This window comes from Phaeobacter sp. JH20_37 (assembly GCF_048056015.1).
Lineage (GTDB): Bacteria > Pseudomonadota > Alphaproteobacteria > Rhodobacterales > Rhodobacteraceae > Phaeobacter > Phaeobacter bryozoorum.
Window position 1 is genome coordinate 10,900 of the sequence record NZ_JAYMWW010000010.1, and the last position, 16,618, is coordinate 27,517.

Genomic DNA, 16,618 nt, shown 5'->3' on the forward strand with positions numbered 1-16,618 from the left:
CGGGGGGCTTTTTCATTTTAGATCAACGTGGATCAGTCGCGGCTCTCTGGGGTTTCCACCAGAGTGTCGAAGCTCGCCTCGCTGCTGACATCATCCATCGACGGGGCGGCCAGAGCGGCGGCTGCTTCGGCCTCCTCACGGCGCGCCTCGAGGACGACATTGTCACGCGACTGGGCGATGTTGCGCACACGCTGGGTAGCGCCACCGGTACCGGCCGGGATCAGGCGACCCACGATGACGTTCTCCTTGAGGCCGACCAGCTTGTCCTTCTTGCCCTGTACCGAAGCTTCGGTGAGGACACGGGTGGTCTCCTGGAAGGAGGCCGCCGAGATGAAGGAACGGGTCTGCAGCGACGCCTTGGTGATGCCGAGCAGGATCGGTTCGCCCTGAGCCGGACGCTTGCCACGGGCCAGCGCCTTTTCGTTGGCGGTGTCGAACTCCTGCTTGTCCACGTGCTCGCCTTTCAGCAGAGTCGTGTCGCCGGAGTCGGAGATCTCCCACTTCTGCAGCATCTGGCGAACGATCACCTCGATGTGCTTGTCGTTGATCTTCACACCCTGCAGGCGATAGACGTCCTGAACCTCGTCGATCATGTAGTTCGCCAGAGCCTCAACACCCATGATGGACAGGATGTCATGCGGCGCCGGGTTGCCGTCCATGATGTAGTCACCCTTTTGGACAAAGTCACCTTCCTGAACCGGAATGTGCTTGCCCTTGGGCACCATGTATTCGACGGGCTCCATCGAGTCATCCGCAGGCTCGATCGAGATGCGACGCTTGTTCTTGTAGTCGCGGCCAAAGCGCACGTAACCATCGATTTCGGCGATGATCGCGTGATCCTTCGGACGACGGGCTTCGAACAGTTCCGCAACGCGCGGCAGACCACCGGTAATGTCCTTGGTCTTGGCGCCTTCACGCGGGATACGCGCAACAACGTCACCGGCCATGATCTGCTGGCCTTCTTCGACCGACAGAATGGCGTCCACAGACATCGGGTAGGTCAGCGGGTTGCCCGCATCGCTACGCACCGGTTCACCGTCACCATCGACCAGGATGATTTCCGGCTTCAGGTCAGAGCCTTTCGGAGCCGCACGCCAGTCGATCACGATCTTCTGGGTCATGCCGGTGGCTTCGTCGGTCTCGTCGCGAACGGCGATGCCGGAAACCAGGTCCACATATTTCGCGGTACCGGGTTTTTCGGCGATGATCGGCAGGGTGTAGGGATCCCATTCGAACAGCTTGTCGCCACGGGACACGGACTGACCTTCCTTGACGAACAGCTTGGAGCCGTAGCCCAGCTTGTGGCTGGCGCGCTCTTCGCCGTGCTCGTCCTGAATGATCAGCTTCATGTTCCGGCCAACAACCAGGGTCTCGCCATTGGCGTTCTCCAGGGTCTGCGGCATCTCGAAGACGATCTTGCCCTCTTGCGAGGCTTCCAGGAAGGACTGCTGACCACCCTGCGCAACGCCACCGATGTGGAAGGTCCGCATCGTCAGCTGTGTACCGGGTTCACCGATCGACTGCGCCGCGATGATGCCGACGGCCTCACCGGTGTTCACCTGCGTACCACGGGCGAGGTCACGACCGTAGCACTGGGCGCAGACGCCCTCTTCGGCTTCACAGGTCAGCGGCGAGCGGATACGGGTCGACTGAACGCCGGCCTCTTCCACTGCATCTGCCATGCGCTCGTCGATCAGCTGGCCAGCGGCCACGATGATCTCCTCGGTGCCCGGCTTCTTGATATCCTCTGCCGCAACACGGCCCAGGATACGTTCGCCCAGCGAGGCCACAACTTCACCATCGTTGACAGCGGCTTCGGCGGTGATCGCTGCTTCGGTGCCACAATCGCGATCACGCACGATGCAGTCCTGTGCCACGTCCACCAGACGGCGGGTCAGGTAACCCGAGTTCGCCGTCTTAAGAGCCGTATCCGACAGACCCTTACGGGCACCGTGGGTCGAGTTGAAGTACTCGAGAACGGTCAGGCCTTCTTTAAAGTTCGAGATGATCGGGGTCTCGATGATGTCGCCGTTCGGCTTCGCCATCAGGCCACGCATCCCGCCCAGCTGCTTCATCTGGGTCACCGAGCCACGCGCACCGGAGTGGGCCATCATGTAGACCGAGTTCGGTTCCATCACGGCGCCGTTCTCATCCCGCTTGTCAGCGGAGATGGTGCCCATCATCGCATCGGTGACCTTGTCGTTACACTTCGACCAGGCATCGACAACTTTGTTGTACTTTTCGCCCTGGGTGATCAGGCCGTCCATGTACTGCTGTTCGAAGTCCTTCACCTGATCGCGGGTCTCATCGACCAGCGTCCATTTGGTGTCGGGGATCACCATGTCGTCCTTGCCGAACGAAATGCCCGCCTTGAACGCTTCACGGAAACCCATGGTCATGATCTGGTCACAGAAGATCACGGATTCCTTCTGACCGCAGTAGCGGTAGACGGTGTCGATGACCTGCTGAACCTCTTTCTTCCGCAGAAGACGGTTGACCAGTTCAAACGGTGCCTTGACGTTCTTCGGCAGCAGCGCGCCCAGACGAACACGGCCCGGGGTGGTCTCAAAACGCTTGAGGACCTCGTTGCCTTCTTCGTCGATCTGGGTGATCCGCGCGGTGATCTTGGTGTGCAAGTGCACTTCGCCGGCGTCCAGCGCGTGCTGAACCTCGTCGATGGTGCCAAAGATCTTGCCTTCGCCGGGCATGCCTTCGCGTTCCAGGGTCACATAGTAAAGACCCAGGATCATATCCTGCGAAGGAACAATGATCGGCGCGCCGTTGGCAGGCGACAGAACGTTGTTTGTGGACATCATCAGGACGCGCGCTTCCAGCTGGGCCTCAAGGCTCAGCGGGACGTGCACAGCCATCTGGTCGCCGTCGAAGTCCGCGTTGAACGCCGAGCAGACCAGCGGGTGCAGCTGAATGGCCTTACCTTCGATCAGCGTGGGTTCAAACGCCTGAATGCCAAGACGGTGCAACGTCGGCGCACGGTTCAGCATAACAGGGTGCTCGCGAATAACCTCGTCGAGGATATCCCACACTTCGGGGCGCTCTTTCTCAACCAGCTTTTTCGCCTGTTTCACGGTGGAGGACAGACCTTTGGCCTCCAGACGCGAATAGATGAAGGGCTTGAAGAGTTCGAGCGCCATCTTCTTGGGCAGGCCGCACTGGTGCAGCTTCAGCTCAGGACCGGTCACAATCACCGAACGGCCGGAGAAGTCGACCCGCTTACCCAAAAGGTTCTGACGGAAACGACCCTGCTTACCCTTCAGCATGTCAGAGAGCGACTTCAGCGGACGCTTGTTGGCGCCGGTGATGACGCGGCCGCGACGGCCGTTGTCAAACAGCGCGTCCACGGATTCCTGCAGCATCCGCTTTTCGTTGCGGACGATGATATCCGGCGCGCGCAGTTCGATCAGCCGCTTCAGGCGGTTGTTCCGGTTGATCACGCGGCGATAGAGGTCATTGAGGTCGGAGGTCGCAAAACGGCCACCATCCAGCGGCACCAGCGGACGCAGTTCCGGCGGAATGACCGGAATCACGGTCATGACCATCCATTCCGGGCGGTTGCCGGATTCCAGGAAGCTCTCAACCACTTTGAGGCGCTTGATGATCTTCTTGGGCTTCAGTTCGCCTGTGGCTTCGGCCAGCTCAGCGCGCAGCTGTTCGGCTTCGGCTTCAAGGTCGATGGCCGCCAGCATTTCGCGGATCGCTTCAGCGCCGATATTGGCGGTGAAGGCATCCATGCCGAACTGGTCCTGGGCGTCCATGTATTCTTCTTCGGTCATCATCTGGCCGTAGGTGAGGTCGGTCAGACCCGGCTCGATGACAACATAGTTTTCGAAATACAGAACCCGCTCAAGATCGCGCAGGGTCATATCCAGCATCAGGCCGATGCGCGACGGCAGCGACTTGAGGAACCAGATATGCGCAACCGGCGACGCCAGTTCGATGTGGCCCATGCGCTCGCGGCGGACCTTTTGCAGCGTGACTTCCACACCGCATTTTTCGCAGACAACGCCGCGATATTTCATACGCTTATATTTGCCGCAGAGGCATTCGTAGTCCTTGATCGGGCCAAAGATACGCGCGCAGAAGAGACCGTCACGCTCAGGTTTGAACGTCCGGTAGTTGATGGTTTCCGGCTTTTTGATCTCGCCGTAGGACCACGACAGGATCCGCTCAGGCGAGGCCAGCGACACCTTGATCTCGTCGAAGACCTTCGGCGGCGTCAGCGGGTTGAACGGATTATTCGTCAGTTCCTGGTTCATTTTGATGTCCTCAAATTCGTGCGAAAGGCTGGAGGGGGAGGCAAATTTCTGTGAAGAAATCTGCCAAGATTTTTTGAAAAATCCTGTTCCCCTTACTCGTCACCCTCCGCATCCAGGAGTTCCATATTCAGGCCGAGGCCACGGACTTCTTTCACCAGAACGTTAAACGATTCCGGTACGCCCGCTTCGAAGTTGTCCTCGCCCTTGACGATCGATTCATAGACCTTGGTCCGGCCTGCAACGTCATCCGACTTCACGGTCAGCATCTCCTGCAGGGTGTAGGCGGCGCCATAGGCTTCCAGAGCCCAGACTTCCATCTCACCAAAGCGCTGACCACCGAACTGCGCCTTACCACCCAGCGGCTGCTGCGTGACGAGGGAGTACGGGCCGGTCGAACGCGCGTGGATCTTGTCGTCGACCAGGTGGTGCAGTTTCAGCAGATACTTGATACCGACGGTGACGGGGCGTGCGAATTGCTCACCCGTACGACCATCAAACAGGACCGACTGACCGGAAGTGTCAAAGCCAGCGCGCACCAGTGCATCGTTGACGTCCGCCTCTTTGGCGCCGTCGAAGACGGGTGTCGCGATAGGCACGCCACGGGTCACATTACCGGCAGCCTCGACCAGATCGGTCTCGGTCATATCGGCAATACCTTCACCGTAGACGTCATCACCATAGGCGTGGTGCATCGCTTCACGCACCGGGGTCAGATCGCCAGAACGACGGTATTCCTGAAGCGCATCATCGACTTTGATACCCAGACCGCGTGCGGCCCAACCCATGTGGGTCTCCAGAATCTGACCAACGTTCATACGCGACGGAACGCCGAGCGGGTTGAGACAGAAATCGACCGGTGTACCATCGGCGAGGAACGGCATGTCCTCCATCGGCACCACTTTCGAGATCACACCCTTGTTCCCGTGACGGCCGGCCATCTTGTCGCCCGGCTGCAGCTTGCGCTTCACCGCGATAAAGACTTTGACCATCTTCATAACGCCCGGGGGCAGATCGTCGCCGCGACGGACCTTCTCGACCTTGTCTTCAAAACGGGCATCCAGAGCACGTTTCTGTGCTTCATACTGCTCGTTCAGGGCCTCGACGACCTGTGCGCTCTGCTCGTCTTCCAGCGCCAGCATCCACCACTGACCGCGGCTGAGTGTGTCCAGCAGCTCTTCGGTGATTTCGGAACCGGCCTTGATACCCTTGGGGCCTTTGACTGCGGTTTTACCCAGCAGCATGCCACGCAGGCGGGCGTAGATGTTGCGATCCAGGATGCCCAGCTCGTCGTCCCGGTCACGGGCCAGACGCTCGACTTCCTCACGCTCGATCTGCAACGCACGTTCGTCTTTCTCCACGCCGTGACGGTTGAAGACCCGCACCTCGACCACGGTCCCGTAGTCGCCCGGCTTCACGCGCAAGCTGGTGTCGCGCACGTCAGATGCTTTTTCGCCAAAGATGGCGCGCAGCAGCTTTTCTTCCGGAGTCATCGGGCTTTCGCCCTTGGGTGTGATCTTGCCAACCAGAATATCGCCCGGCTCCACGTCGGCACCGATGTAAACGATGCCCGCCTCGTCGAGGTTGCGCAGCGCTTCTTCACCGACGTTCGGGATGTCGCGGGTGATCTCTTCCGGCCCAAGCTTGGTATCACGGGCGGCGACTTCGAATTCCTCGATGTGGATCGAAGTAAAGACGTCGTCACGCGCGATGCGCTCGGAGATCAGGATGGAGTCTTCGTAGTTGTAGCCATTCCAGGGCATGAAGGCCACGACGACGTTTTTACCCAGAGCCAGTTCACCCATATCGGTGGACGGACCATCGGCAATCACTTCGCCTTTGCGGACTTCCTGGCCTACTTTCACCAGCGGACGCTGGTTGATGCAGGTGTTCTGGTTCGAACGCTGGAATTTGCGCATACGGTAGATATCAACACCCGCATCCCCCAGTTCCAGATCTTCGGTTGCCCGGATCACGATACGCTGCGCGTCGATCTGGTCGATGATGCCTGCGCGTTTGGCCATGATGGCCGCGCCGGAATCCCGTGCCACGATCTCTTCGATGCCGGTGCCGACCAGCGGCGCCTCGGCACGCAACAGCGGAACCGCCTGACGTTGCATGTTCGAGCCCATCAGAGCGCGGTTAGCATCGTCGTTCTCAAGGAACGGGATCAGCGAGGCCGCAACCGATACCAGCTGTTTCGGGCTGACGTCGATCAGATCCACGCTTTCGCGCGGTGCCAGGGTGTAGTCGCCGGACTGGCGGGTCGAGACCAGATCGTTGACGAATTTGCCGTCTTCATCCAGCGTCGCGTTGGCCTGCGCCACGGTGTGACGCATTTCCTCGGTCGCGGACATATAGTGGACTTCGTCTGTCACCTTGGCGTCGTTGACAACGCGGTAAGGTGTTTCGATGAAGCCATATTTGTTCACGCGAGCAAAGGTCGCCAGCGAGTTGATCAGACCGATGTTCGGGCCTTCCGGTGTCTCAATCGGGCACATCCGACCATAGTGTGTCGGGTGAACGTCGCGCACCTCAAAGCCAGCACGCTCACGGGTCAGACCGCCAGGCCCAAGCGCCGAGAGACGACGCTTGTGCGTCACTTCGGAGAGCGGGTTGGTCTGGTCCATGAACTGCGACAGCTGCGACGAGCCGAAGAATTCACGTACCGCAGCAGCAGCCGGTTTTGCGTTGATCAGATCCTGCGGCATCACCGTGTCGATCTCGACCGAGGACATCCGCTCCTTGATGGCGCGTTCCATGCGCAGCAGACCGACGCGGTACTGATTTTCCATCAGTTCGCCAACGGAGCGCACACGACGGTTGCCGAGGTGGTCGATATCGTCGATGTCGCCCTTGCCGTCACGCAGCTCAACCAGCGCCTTGATGCAGGAGATGATATCTTCCTTGCGCAGGGTGCGCTGAGTGTCCTCGGCGTCCAGAGCAAGGCGCATGTTCATCTTCACACGGCCAACGGCGGAGAGGTCGTAACGCTCGGAATCGAAGAACAGCGTGTCGAACAGCGCCGAGGCAGCTTCGACGGTCGGCGGCTCGCCCGGGCGCATGACACGGTAGATATCCATGAGCGCGGTATCGCGACCCATGTTTTTGTCCTGTGCCATGGTGTTGCGCATGTAGGGGCCGACATTGATGTTGTCGATGTCCAGAACCGGAATGTCGGTGATACCGGCATCCAGCAGTTCCTTGACGGTCCCGCCGATGATTTCGCCGCCCTTGTCATACTCGAGGGTCAGCTCATCGCCGGCCTCGACATAGATGGCGCCGTTTTCTTCGTTGATGATATCCTTGGCGACATATTTGCCAACGATATGCTCAAAGGGAACCAGCAGCTCGCTGATGTTGCCTTCGTCGATCATCTTCTTGACGGCGCGCGGTGTGACCTTCTTGCCGGCTTCGGCAAAGATCTCACCGGTGGCGGCGTCAACCAGATCGTAGGTCGGACGGGTGCCGCGCACGCGCTCGGGGAAGAACGGCGTGACCCAGCCACGGCTCTTCTCCAGCTTGAAGGAGATGGTGTTGTAATAGGCATCCATGATGCCTTCCTGATCCAGACCCAGCGCATACAGCAGGGTTGTCACAGGCAGCTTACGACGACGGTCGATGCGGGCAAAGACGATGTCCTTGGCGTCGAATTCGAAGTCCAGCCAGGAGCCGCGATACGGGATGATGCGGCAGGCAAACAGCAGCTTGCCCGAAGAATGTGTCTTGCCCTTGTCGTGATCGAAGAACACGCCCGGCGAACGGTGCATCTGGGACACGATCACACGCTCGGTGCCGTTGACCACAAAGGTGCCGTTCGGCGTCATCAGGGGCATATCGCCCATGTAGACGTCCTGTTCCTTGATGTCCTTCACCGATTTTGCACCGGTGTCTTCGTCCACATCAAAGACGATCAGACGCAGAGTGACCTTCAGCGGAGCCGAATAGGTCATGTCGCGCTGCATACATTCCTCAACGTCATATTTCGGACGTTCAAAGGAATATTTCACGAACTCCAGAACCGACGTCTCATTAAAGTCCTTGATCGGAAATACCGACTGGAACACGCCCATGATGCCTTCGCCGTCGAGCGGCTGTTCTGCATCACCAGAGCGCAGGAAGAGGTCGTAAGAAGATTTCTGGACCTCGATGAGGTTCGGCATGTCCAGGACTTCGCGGATTTTACCGTAGTATTTGCGAAGACGTTTCTGGCCAAGGAACGATTGAGCCATGTCAGATGTCACCTTTCCAATTCTCACTGAACAAGGATGCCGCCGGGCCCCGGCACCTTGTCCATACGAGACAGCGTGTTCGGATCAATTCATGACCACCTTCCCGAATGGCGGCCTCCCGATCCTTTGAACCTCGCCTGAAAAAACGCCCGTTTGGTTGGGCCCTTTCTAAGACAGGTTCGGCTGGACCCGGTTTTCACCGGGCCCAGCCAAATTTCCGGGATGTTCAGAGGACGTCGAAACCGACACCCCATGTTGTCCCGTATCGCGTAGCTTAGGCCAGTTCGATCTCGGCGCCAGCTGCTTCCAGCTTGCCTTTGATGTCTTCGGCTTCGTCCTTGCTGACGCCTTCTTTGATCTTGCCGCCAGCTTCGACCAGTTCTTTGGCTTCTTTCAGACCAAGACCGGTGATGCCGCGAACTTCTTTGATCACGTTGATTTTGGATGCGCCAGCATTTTTCAGAACGACGTCGAATTCGGTCTTTTCTTCTTCCGCTGCGCCACCGGCGTCGCCGCCAGCTGCCATGACAACGGCGCCGCCAGCTGCGGGCTCGATGCCATACTCATCCTTCAGGATGGTTTTCAGTTCTTGTGCTTCAAGCAGGGTCAGACCAACGATGTCTTCTGCGAGTTTCTTCAGATCAGCCATTTTATCAGCTCTTTCCGTTTACAGTGTGTGTGTTCCAACGTGCGGGCATATGCCCGACGCCAGTCATTCAGTGCCAACCGCTTACGCAGCTTCCGCCTTCTCTTCGATGGTCGAAAGGATGCTTGCGATGTTGCTTGCAGGTGCGCCAATTGCGCCAGCGATGTTGGAAGCAGGTGCGCCAATGCAGCTTGCGATCTGAGCAATAAGCTCGTCGCGCGAAGGCATTTTCGACACGGCTTCAACGCCGGCACGGTCCAGAGCGTTCTCACCCATCGCGCCGCCAAGGATCTCGAACTTTTTGTTCTCCTTGGCGAAATCCTCGGCCACCTTAGCGGCGGACACGGGATCTTCGGAATAGGTCAGTACGGTCATCCCTGTCAGCAGGTCAGACATGCTTTCACACGGCTTACCCTCGAGGGCGATTTTGGCGAGCCTGTTCTTGGCAACACGCACGGAGCTACCGGCGTCGCTTGCACGCGCCCGCAGATCCTGCATCTCTGCAACTGTCAGACCGGCATAGTGGGCTACGACCACCACGCCAGAGCTTTCGAAGATCTGGCCGAGTTCCTCGACCACTCTCTCTTTCTGGGCTCTATCCACAGTTCTCTCCAAGTTTAGGGACACTTGCGCATCCCGGCTCATTGATGTGCCGAACATTGCTGCCCGGCGTTCAAGTCCGTTTTAACGGGGTGAGCCAAAATCACCCGAGGGTAGGAATTCCCTCGATCCTTTGGTCGTTCCCGTCTCAGGAGGGAAATTAAGACCCGATCGACAGGCCACCCACCATCTTGGACGAAATGAAATAAAGCGCACGACGAATCGCACGCTTTATCTCGGGGTCGTAGTTAGTCCCATTTTTAGGGATTTCCAAGGGCAAAATCGTCCGAAAGACCACCAAGGCCAGGATCAGCCGAGATCGCCACAATGACACCCCCGAAAAGGCAAAACCGGGGCCCCCATCAGGGACCCCGGTCTATCGTCAATGCGGCGTTTCTGACACATGCGACTCGGCGCACTGTAAGCCCTCGCCCCGCCTGCCGAGATTACTCGGTAACAGCGGTTTCCACGTCAACGGTGACGCCCGGACCCATAGTGGAGGACAGAGCGATTTTCTTCATGTAAGCGCCCTTGGCACCCGACGGCTTTGCCTTGGCAACCGCAGAGATGAAGGCACGTACGTTTTCGATCAGCTTGGCTTCGTCGAAGGAAGCTTTGCCAACGCCCGCGTGCACAACGCCGCCTTTTTCAGCTTTGAACTGAACTTCGCCACCCTTGGCTGCTTCCACGGCCGCTTTCACGTCCATGGTCACGGTGCCGACCTTGGGGTTCGGCATCAGGTTGCGGGGGCCAAGCACTTTACCCAGACGGCCAACGATCGGCATCATGTCAGGGGTTGCAATGCAGCGATCGAAATCGATGGTGCCACCCTGGATGGTTTCCATCAGGTCTTCTGCACCGACGATATCCGCGCCAGCTTCCTTGGCCTCATCAGCCTTCGCGCCACGGGCGAAAACAGCAACGCGCATGTCTTTGCCGGTGCCGTTGGGCAGGCCAACCACGCCGCGAACCATCTGGTCTGCGTGACGGGTGTCAACGCCGAGGTTCATGGCGATTTCGACGGTTTCGTCGAATTTTGCGTTTGCGTTTGCCTTGATCAGGGCAACCGCTTCTTCCACCGACAGGTTGTCCTTGCCAGCGAAAGCTTCGCGCGCAGCGCGGGTCCGTTTACCGAGCTTAGCCATCTTACTTCACCTCGATGCCCATGGAGCGGGCAGAGCCCAGGATGATCTGCATCGCGGCTTCGATGTCGTTCGCGTTCAGATCTTTCATTTTTGCTTCGGCGATTTCCTTCACCTGAGCAACGCTGACGGTGCCCACGGTTTCGCGCGACGGGTTGTTCGCGCCGGATTTCACTTTGGCGGCCTTCTTCAGGTAGTAAGACGCAGGCGGCGTCTTGATGTCCATGGTGAAGGACTTGTCCTGATAGTAGGTGATCACGGTCGGGCACGGCGCGCCGGGCTCCATGTCTGCGGTCTTGGCGTTGAACGCCTTGCAGAATTCCATGATGTTGATGCCGCGCTGACCCAGTGCCGGACCAACCGGCGGGGATGGGTTTGCCTTACCGGCGGGCACTTGCAGCTTCATCGTGCCAACAAGCTTCTTAGCCATTTGGTGTTCCTTTCAACTCGGGCAAAACGCGTTTCACCCTATGCATGTTGCGTGGTCCGATATCAGGATCGCGATCCCTCCATCTCCCACGAGAGAATCTCGCCCGAAGACGATAGAGGCGGCATGTATAGGGGATTGCGGGGGTTGGCAAGTGGGGACGCCAGGCGATTCAACATGACCAACTGGCCTTGCCAGAGCAACTACAATTAGCAACCGGCTTGCAGATGTATATGTTATCACATAACAGTCGCTGAAACGGTCTCCCTATAGAAACCGGCGTCGACACCTGAGGAGGAATCCGATCATGTCTGGAAATCTTGGTCGCACCAGCCTGAAGCGCTCGCAGAAGCGAAGCAATCCGATGCAGGACTACGACCAACTTCCCCCAGACCTGCGCAGATGGATTTCTTCTGCCGCTTTGCCGTGGAGTGCGATCTCCGTTGAACGGACCTTCAGAAAGGCTTTGTCTCGAACTGGCGACAGGGCCCGTGCGTTGCATGAGCTAAGTCGGATTGAACACAAGCTGACGGTAAAGGATGCGCAGAAGATATGGGGCGCCGAGCACCCAAATGCCCGAAGATAGGGCTACAGCCCGCAATGAAGGATCAGGGCTGTTGCCCGCCGAAAACCAGCCCAGCCACAAAGCAAAAACGCCGCGATGCAGATGCAACGCGGCGCCTTGAATTCTACCGGAAAGGGCTATCACCCCTGCTTGGTCACCTGAGTGAAGTCCAGTTCCACTGGGGTTTCCCGGCCAAAGATGGACACGGTGACCTTGAGTTTCTGATTGTCGTCGTCGACGCCTTCGACCATGCCGTCGAAATCTTCGAACGGTCCGTCGTTGACCTTGACCTTTTCGCCCACTTCAAAGGAGATGAGCGTGCGCGGCGCTTCTTCGCCTTCCTGAACGCGGCCCAGGATGCCCTGCACTTCGGCATCGCGCATCGGCATCGGACGGCCCTGCGGGCCGAGGAAACCGGTGACGCGGTTGATCGAGGAAATCAGGTGATAGCCGCGGTCGGACATTTCCATATGCACCAGCACGTAGCCGGGCATGAAGCGACGCTCTGTCGAGACTTTCTTGCCGCGACGAATTTCGATCACCTCTTCGGTGGGGACCAGAACTTCGTCGATTTCGTCTTCCAGACCCTGCTCTGCGACCGACGTGCGGATCTGCTCTGCGATTTTCTTTTCGAAGTTCGAAAGAACGCTGACCGAATACCACCGTTTCGCCATGAACCTGATCGTCCTTGTGTCTCTTGGCCGACAAGTGCGTCGGGCCACTGCTAAAATAAGATACAGCCTTGGGGCTGCGCTCTAACAAAAAGCGGCGCGCGACACGAATCGCCACACGCCTACGTCAGAGTTAGTCGCTCACCTACCGCCCCGGGAGTCCAAGATCAAGAGGTGAGCCGCCAATTGCGAAGCCAAGCTGCCCTTCGCCACAACGGGTTGCGCGATCGGGGCTGCCAGACGGGTTTAGCCGAACATGCCCAGAATGCCCTCAAGCCCAAAGCGGATCAGGATATCCACGATGGCAAAGAACACGGCCGTCAACGCCGCCATGACAAACACCATCACGGTGGTCAGCAGCACCTCACGGCGGGTCGGCCAGACGACCTTGGAAACTTCGGCGCGAACCTGCTGGATGAACTGGACGGGGTTTGTGGTGGCCATGAGGCGGGGTTCTCTCTGCTTGCAATCAAGCAGCGATTTAACCGCAGACCATGGCAATTTCAAGCCCTGCTGCACCTTCAACGATGGCTCGGGGCGGGTTCTTCAGGTCCGCGCCGCAGCATCCGCCGAGAAGCAATCAATTCTATCTTAATTTTCGCGGGCCATAAATATCCGCCATGGGGCACCGCAGATGTCAGCACATCGCGCCCTGCCCGTTACCGAGCGCGATTATGAGATAGGATTCCATGACCCTCGCACAGAACGATCAGCAGGCGACCAGCCTGAGCCAAACCACCCCGGCAGGGGCTGCCACCCAGCGCGAAGCGCAGGCAACCCCGCCGCTGACAATGCAGATTTCCAGCAAGCTCTCTGGCCGTAGTCGGCGGCTGCCACCGCAGGACAATGCGAAGCTGGACCCCGAACATCAGGAGCAACTGACCGCGCTGTTTCAGCATGGACATTTCCAGCAGGCCGCAACCCGTTGCGCAGAGCTGCTGAACAGCCATCGGAGATCAGCATTCCTGTGGGAACTGCTGGGCCGCTGCCATCTTGCGCAGACCGCCCTGGATGAAGCGGCGACCTGCCTGAACAAAGCCTGCGAGCTGAACCCGACCTCCGCCACGACCTTTGCCGCGATGGGTGATGTCTACCGGCGCCAGAACCGGCCAGTGGATGCGATTGCCCTGTATAAAAAGGCTCTGACACTGGATTCGACCTGCCTGCCCGCGCTCAACAATCTGGGCAACACGCTGCTGGAGCAGGATCGCATCATCGAGGCCGATCAGTGTTTCGCCACCGCGATTGATCAAGCGCCTGACAACGCGCAACTGCTTTACAACCGTGCCAATATCCAGCGTCAGCTGGGGAACATAGGGATCGCCCGCGATCTCTATGGTCAGGCCGCGCGCTTTGCCCCGAACTTCCTGGAAGCGCGGTACAACCTTGCCCAGCTCACCGGTATGATCGGCCAGCAGAGCGAGGCGATCCGTCATCTGGACCAGATTCTGCTGGCCCGCCCCAATGACGATCGCGCCCGCGCCCAGAAGCTGCGCCTGATGGCGGAGCTGTGCGATTGGCGCTGGCTGGACGAATATCAGGAGCACCGTCGGCACCTTGGGCTGCGTGGGTCCGCCTGCGCCCCGCAAGCGCAGATCGCGCTTGAGGACAATCCAGACCTACTGCGCATCCGGATGCAGGCCCATGCCAGCTCCCGCCCGCAATCTGACCCGGCGCCGCAACGGCCGAGGGCAGAAACACGCCCACAGCGGCTGCGTGTCGGCTATTTCGTCAGCTCGGCCCAGGATCTCGATGCGCTGCGACTGCTCGACAGCCTGCTGGCGCGCCACGATCAGAGCCGATTCGCGCTTTACGTCTATGCGGCCAGCGCACCGCGCGCGGATCTGGTCGGCGTCCACCACCGCGATATCCGCGGACTGTCCGCAACCACCATCAAGACACAGGTCATCGCGGATCAGCTGGATATCGCAATTGACCTGACCAGCTATACCCACGAAGCCGACGCAACCGTGTTTTCGGCCCGGATCGCGCCGGTTCAGATTGCCATGCCCGGTTTTCCGGGCACCATGGGCACTCCGGCGTATGACTATATCCTCGGCGATGCGGTTACCTGCCCGCCCGGCAGCGAGCGCTATTTCGAGGAACATGTGATCCGCATGCCGCACAGCTATCAGAGTATTACAGCCCTGCAGGACCTCTCCGGCCACCAGTTCAGCCGACGCGACTGCGGCCTGCCCGATGATGCCTTCGTCTTCTGCAGCTTTACCGCCAGCCATGCGCTAACCCCACGTGAATTTGATATCTGGATGCGGCTGCTGGCCCGTGTAGAGGGCAGCGTTCTGTGGCTCCCGGACTACCCAGAAGAGGCACAGGCTGCACTGCGACAGGCCGCAAGCGACCGCCGTGTCGACCCGGATCGCGTGATCTTTGCCGCCGCCAGCACCGGCGAGGAGCGTATGGCGCGCAGCATGGTCGCAGATCTGTTCCTGGACAGCTTCACCCTCAATGCCGGTCCGGCAGCGCGCGACGCACTGGCTGCCGGGCTACCGGTGCTGACAATGGCGGGGCGCCAGTTCGCTGCCCGCACCACCGCAAGCCTGCTGGCCGCTGCCGACATGGAAGACCTGCTTACCACCACGCCCCAGGCCTATGAGGCACGGGCGCTGGAACTGGCCGAGGACCGGGATCAGCTGCTGGCACTGCGCAGCAAACTGCGGCTGATGCAGACGAAAGCACCGCTGTTTGATACCACGCGCCACATGCGGGATCTGGAACGCGGGCTGGACATGGTTTTTGCCCGCCATAGCGACGCACTGCTGCCACAGCATGTGACGGTTCCGGCCGAGGATGTGGTGCCTGCAAAACCAACCGACAGCTACAGCGCGGCACAGACCGCAGGCACGCCCATTCACGCCGCCTGATCAGGGCAATCTTCACCCTGAAACCCAACGCTTCCCCCGCCCCAGAAAGGCGGCGGAGGCGTTTTGTCTTCCATATGGACTGGATCCGGCGGGACTGATCCACGACGAGAGAGAGCGGACAGGCGCAGCTGCTGGGCGGCCAATCGAAATGAGGCCCGAGCTAGAACGAGGCCCGAGCTAGGATGTCTTCTGCCTGAGATGAGAGAGTGGCAGGGGCATCAGGGTTCGAACCCGAGACCTACGGTTTTGGAGACCGTCGCTCTACCAACTGAGCTATACCCCTACGGTGCGGCAGTTCCTAAGCCAGAGCTGCGCGGCTGGCAAGAGGGAAATCAACGAAATCGCCCGGATTTCCGCGCGTCCTCCCGCGATGACTGGCCCCACTCGCCATGCTTCAGTATGACAGAGAAAAATGTCCAGAGGAAAGATCCCAGAGTGAGCCTGCGCAAAAAGATCGCCGACAGTCCGAAAGTGAACCGCGCCGTCGAGGCCCTGCTGGCGGGATATGTGCGATTCGCCCATCGCACCTCGCGCTGGGAGCGCCGCGGGTTCGAGGAAATGGATGCCTGTGTCGCCTCTGGAGAGCCGGTGATCTTTGTGCTCTGGCACCAGCGACTGATCATGGCCCCCTATCTGTTTGACACCTCTCTGGGCCGCATCTGCGCGCTGACCTCCGCCGCCCGCGCCGGACGGCTGGCGGGACAGATTCTGGTGCGTCTGGGGTTTGAGACCATCCCGATGTCCAGCCACAAACGCCATGTGGCACTGTCCCGCGAAGTCCTGCGCCGCACCAAGGAGGGGTGTTCTATCGGCATTGCCGCTGACGGACCAAGAGGGCCGGCTCGCATATCCTCGGGCGTACCGATCACTTGGGCGCGGATGACCGGATGCCGTGTGTTCACTGTCGCGTTTGCAGAACGGAAAGTGATTAAGCTGCCAACCTGGGATCAGCAGATGCTGCCTCTGCCGTTCTCACGTGGTGTTCTCCTCTGTCAGGAATGGACGGATGAGGTGCCGAAGAAGCCAAGCGATGAGCAGGTTGAGACGCTGCGGCTGAGCCTGCAGGCTTCGCTGGACAAGATTACGGACACGGCCGACCGGGCCGTCGGGCAGCCTCCGCGCAGATAGACATGGCCAAAGGCCTGGCGGTCAGGTCGCCCCCTGCCCTGTTCCAGCGTCATC

At 59.4% G+C, this 16,618-nt stretch carries 11 protein-coding genes and 1 tRNA gene; 3 read left to right on the forward strand and 9 right to left on the reverse strand.

The annotated features are described in order from the left end of the window. Positions 1-32: 32 nt before the first annotated feature. The 6 genes from rpoC to rplK form a co-directional block, all read right to left on the reverse strand. Complete coding sequence (gene rpoC / locus VWZ87_RS03640) at positions 33-4,274, reverse strand: DNA-directed RNA polymerase subunit beta' (RefSeq protein ID WP_340546578.1); 4,242 nt, start codon at positions 4,272-4,274, stop codon at positions 33-35. Positions 4,275-4,366: 92 nt separating this feature from the next. Continuing rightward, positions 4,367-8,503, reverse strand: a complete 4,137-nt coding sequence (rpoB, locus tag VWZ87_RS03645; RefSeq protein ID WP_340546577.1) for a DNA-directed RNA polymerase subunit beta — start codon at positions 8,501-8,503, stop codon at positions 4,367-4,369. A gap of 274 nt (positions 8,504-8,777) precedes the next feature. Beyond that, positions 8,778-9,152, reverse strand: coding sequence for a 50S ribosomal protein L7/L12 (gene rplL / locus VWZ87_RS03650; protein WP_340546576.1), 375 nt, complete (start codon positions 9,150-9,152; stop codon positions 8,778-8,780). Positions 9,153-9,233: 81 nt separating this feature from the next. Continuing rightward, positions 9,234-9,752 (reverse strand): 50S ribosomal protein L10, encoded by a 519-nt coding sequence (gene rplJ, locus VWZ87_RS03655; protein WP_340546575.1) that lies wholly within the window; start codon positions 9,750-9,752, stop codon positions 9,234-9,236. Between the two features lie 443 nt (positions 9,753-10,195). Further along, positions 10,196-10,894, reverse strand: coding sequence for a 50S ribosomal protein L1 (gene rplA, locus VWZ87_RS03660; protein WP_340546574.1), 699 nt, complete (start codon positions 10,892-10,894; stop codon positions 10,196-10,198). 1 nt (position 10,895) lies between these two features. After that, positions 10,896-11,321: a 50S ribosomal protein L11 gene (rplK, locus tag VWZ87_RS03665; RefSeq protein ID WP_014876029.1), complete on the reverse strand. Its 426-nt coding sequence runs from the start codon at positions 11,319-11,321 to the stop codon at positions 10,896-10,898. Between the two features lie 304 nt (positions 11,322-11,625). On the opposite strand from rplK, the gene VWZ87_RS03670 reads away from it, so the two are divergent. Further along, positions 11,626-11,904, forward strand: coding sequence for a DUF6525 family protein (locus VWZ87_RS03670; protein ID WP_340546573.1), 279 nt, complete (start codon positions 11,626-11,628; stop codon positions 11,902-11,904). Between the two features lie 119 nt (positions 11,905-12,023). On the opposite strand, the gene nusG is transcribed toward VWZ87_RS03670, so the two are convergent. After that, positions 12,024-12,557, reverse strand: a complete 534-nt coding sequence (gene nusG, locus VWZ87_RS03675; RefSeq protein ID WP_014876030.1) for a transcription termination/antitermination protein NusG — start codon at positions 12,555-12,557, stop codon at positions 12,024-12,026. A gap of 243 nt (positions 12,558-12,800) precedes the next feature. Next, the gene (secE, locus tag VWZ87_RS03680; protein WP_008560174.1) at positions 12,801-12,998 is read right to left on the reverse strand and encodes a preprotein translocase subunit SecE; all 198 of its coding nucleotides are present in this window, start codon (positions 12,996-12,998) and stop codon (positions 12,801-12,803) included. 245 nt (positions 12,999-13,243) lie between these two features. Here secE and VWZ87_RS03685 point away from each other — a divergent pair, with 245 nt between their 5' ends. After that, positions 13,244-15,436 (forward strand): tetratricopeptide repeat protein, encoded by a 2,193-nt coding sequence (locus tag VWZ87_RS03685; RefSeq protein WP_416534721.1) that lies wholly within the window; start codon positions 13,244-13,246, stop codon positions 15,434-15,436. Positions 15,437-15,643: 207 nt separating this feature from the next. On the opposite strand, the gene VWZ87_RS03690 is transcribed toward VWZ87_RS03685, so the two are convergent. Then, positions 15,644-15,719 (reverse strand) — tRNA-Trp (locus VWZ87_RS03690). 152 nt (positions 15,720-15,871) lie between these two features. Here VWZ87_RS03690 and VWZ87_RS03695 point away from each other — a divergent pair. Beyond that, positions 15,872-16,564: a lysophospholipid acyltransferase family protein gene (locus VWZ87_RS03695; RefSeq protein ID WP_416534722.1), complete on the forward strand. Its 693-nt coding sequence runs from the start codon at positions 15,872-15,874 to the stop codon at positions 16,562-16,564. The last annotated feature ends 54 nt before the right edge of the window (positions 16,565-16,618 follow it).

What these genes read in the sequence shown, in the direction of transcription:
- rpoC (WP_340546578.1), bottom strand. Translation starts at nt 4,274, where the DNA reads ATGAACCAGGAACTGACGAATAATCCGTTCAACCCGCTGACGCCGCCG.
- rpoB (WP_340546577.1), bottom strand. Translation starts at nt 8,503, where the DNA reads ATGGCTCAATCGTTCCTTGGCCAGAAACGTCTTCGCAAATACTACGGT.
- rplL (WP_340546576.1), bottom strand. Translation starts at nt 9,152, where the DNA reads ATGGCTGATCTGAAGAAACTCGCAGAAGACATCGTTGGTCTGACCCTG.
- rplA (WP_340546574.1), bottom strand. Translation starts at nt 10,894, where the DNA reads ATGGCTAAGCTCGGTAAACGGACCCGCGCTGCGCGCGAAGCTTTCGCT.
- rplK (WP_014876029.1), bottom strand. Translation starts at nt 11,321, where the DNA reads ATGGCTAAGAAGCTTGTTGGCACGATGAAGCTGCAAGTGCCCGCCGGT.
- VWZ87_RS03670 (WP_340546573.1), top strand. Translation starts at nt 11,626, where the DNA reads ATGTCTGGAAATCTTGGTCGCACCAGCCTGAAGCGCTCGCAGAAGCGA.
- nusG (WP_014876030.1), bottom strand. Translation starts at nt 12,557, where the DNA reads ATGGCGAAACGGTGGTATTCGGTCAGCGTTCTTTCGAACTTCGAAAAG.
- secE (WP_008560174.1), bottom strand. Translation starts at nt 12,998, where the DNA reads ATGGCCACCACAAACCCCGTCCAGTTCATCCAGCAGGTTCGCGCCGAA.
- VWZ87_RS03685 (WP_416534721.1), top strand. Translation starts at nt 13,244, where the DNA reads ATGACCCTCGCACAGAACGATCAGCAGGCGACCAGCCTGAGCCAAACC.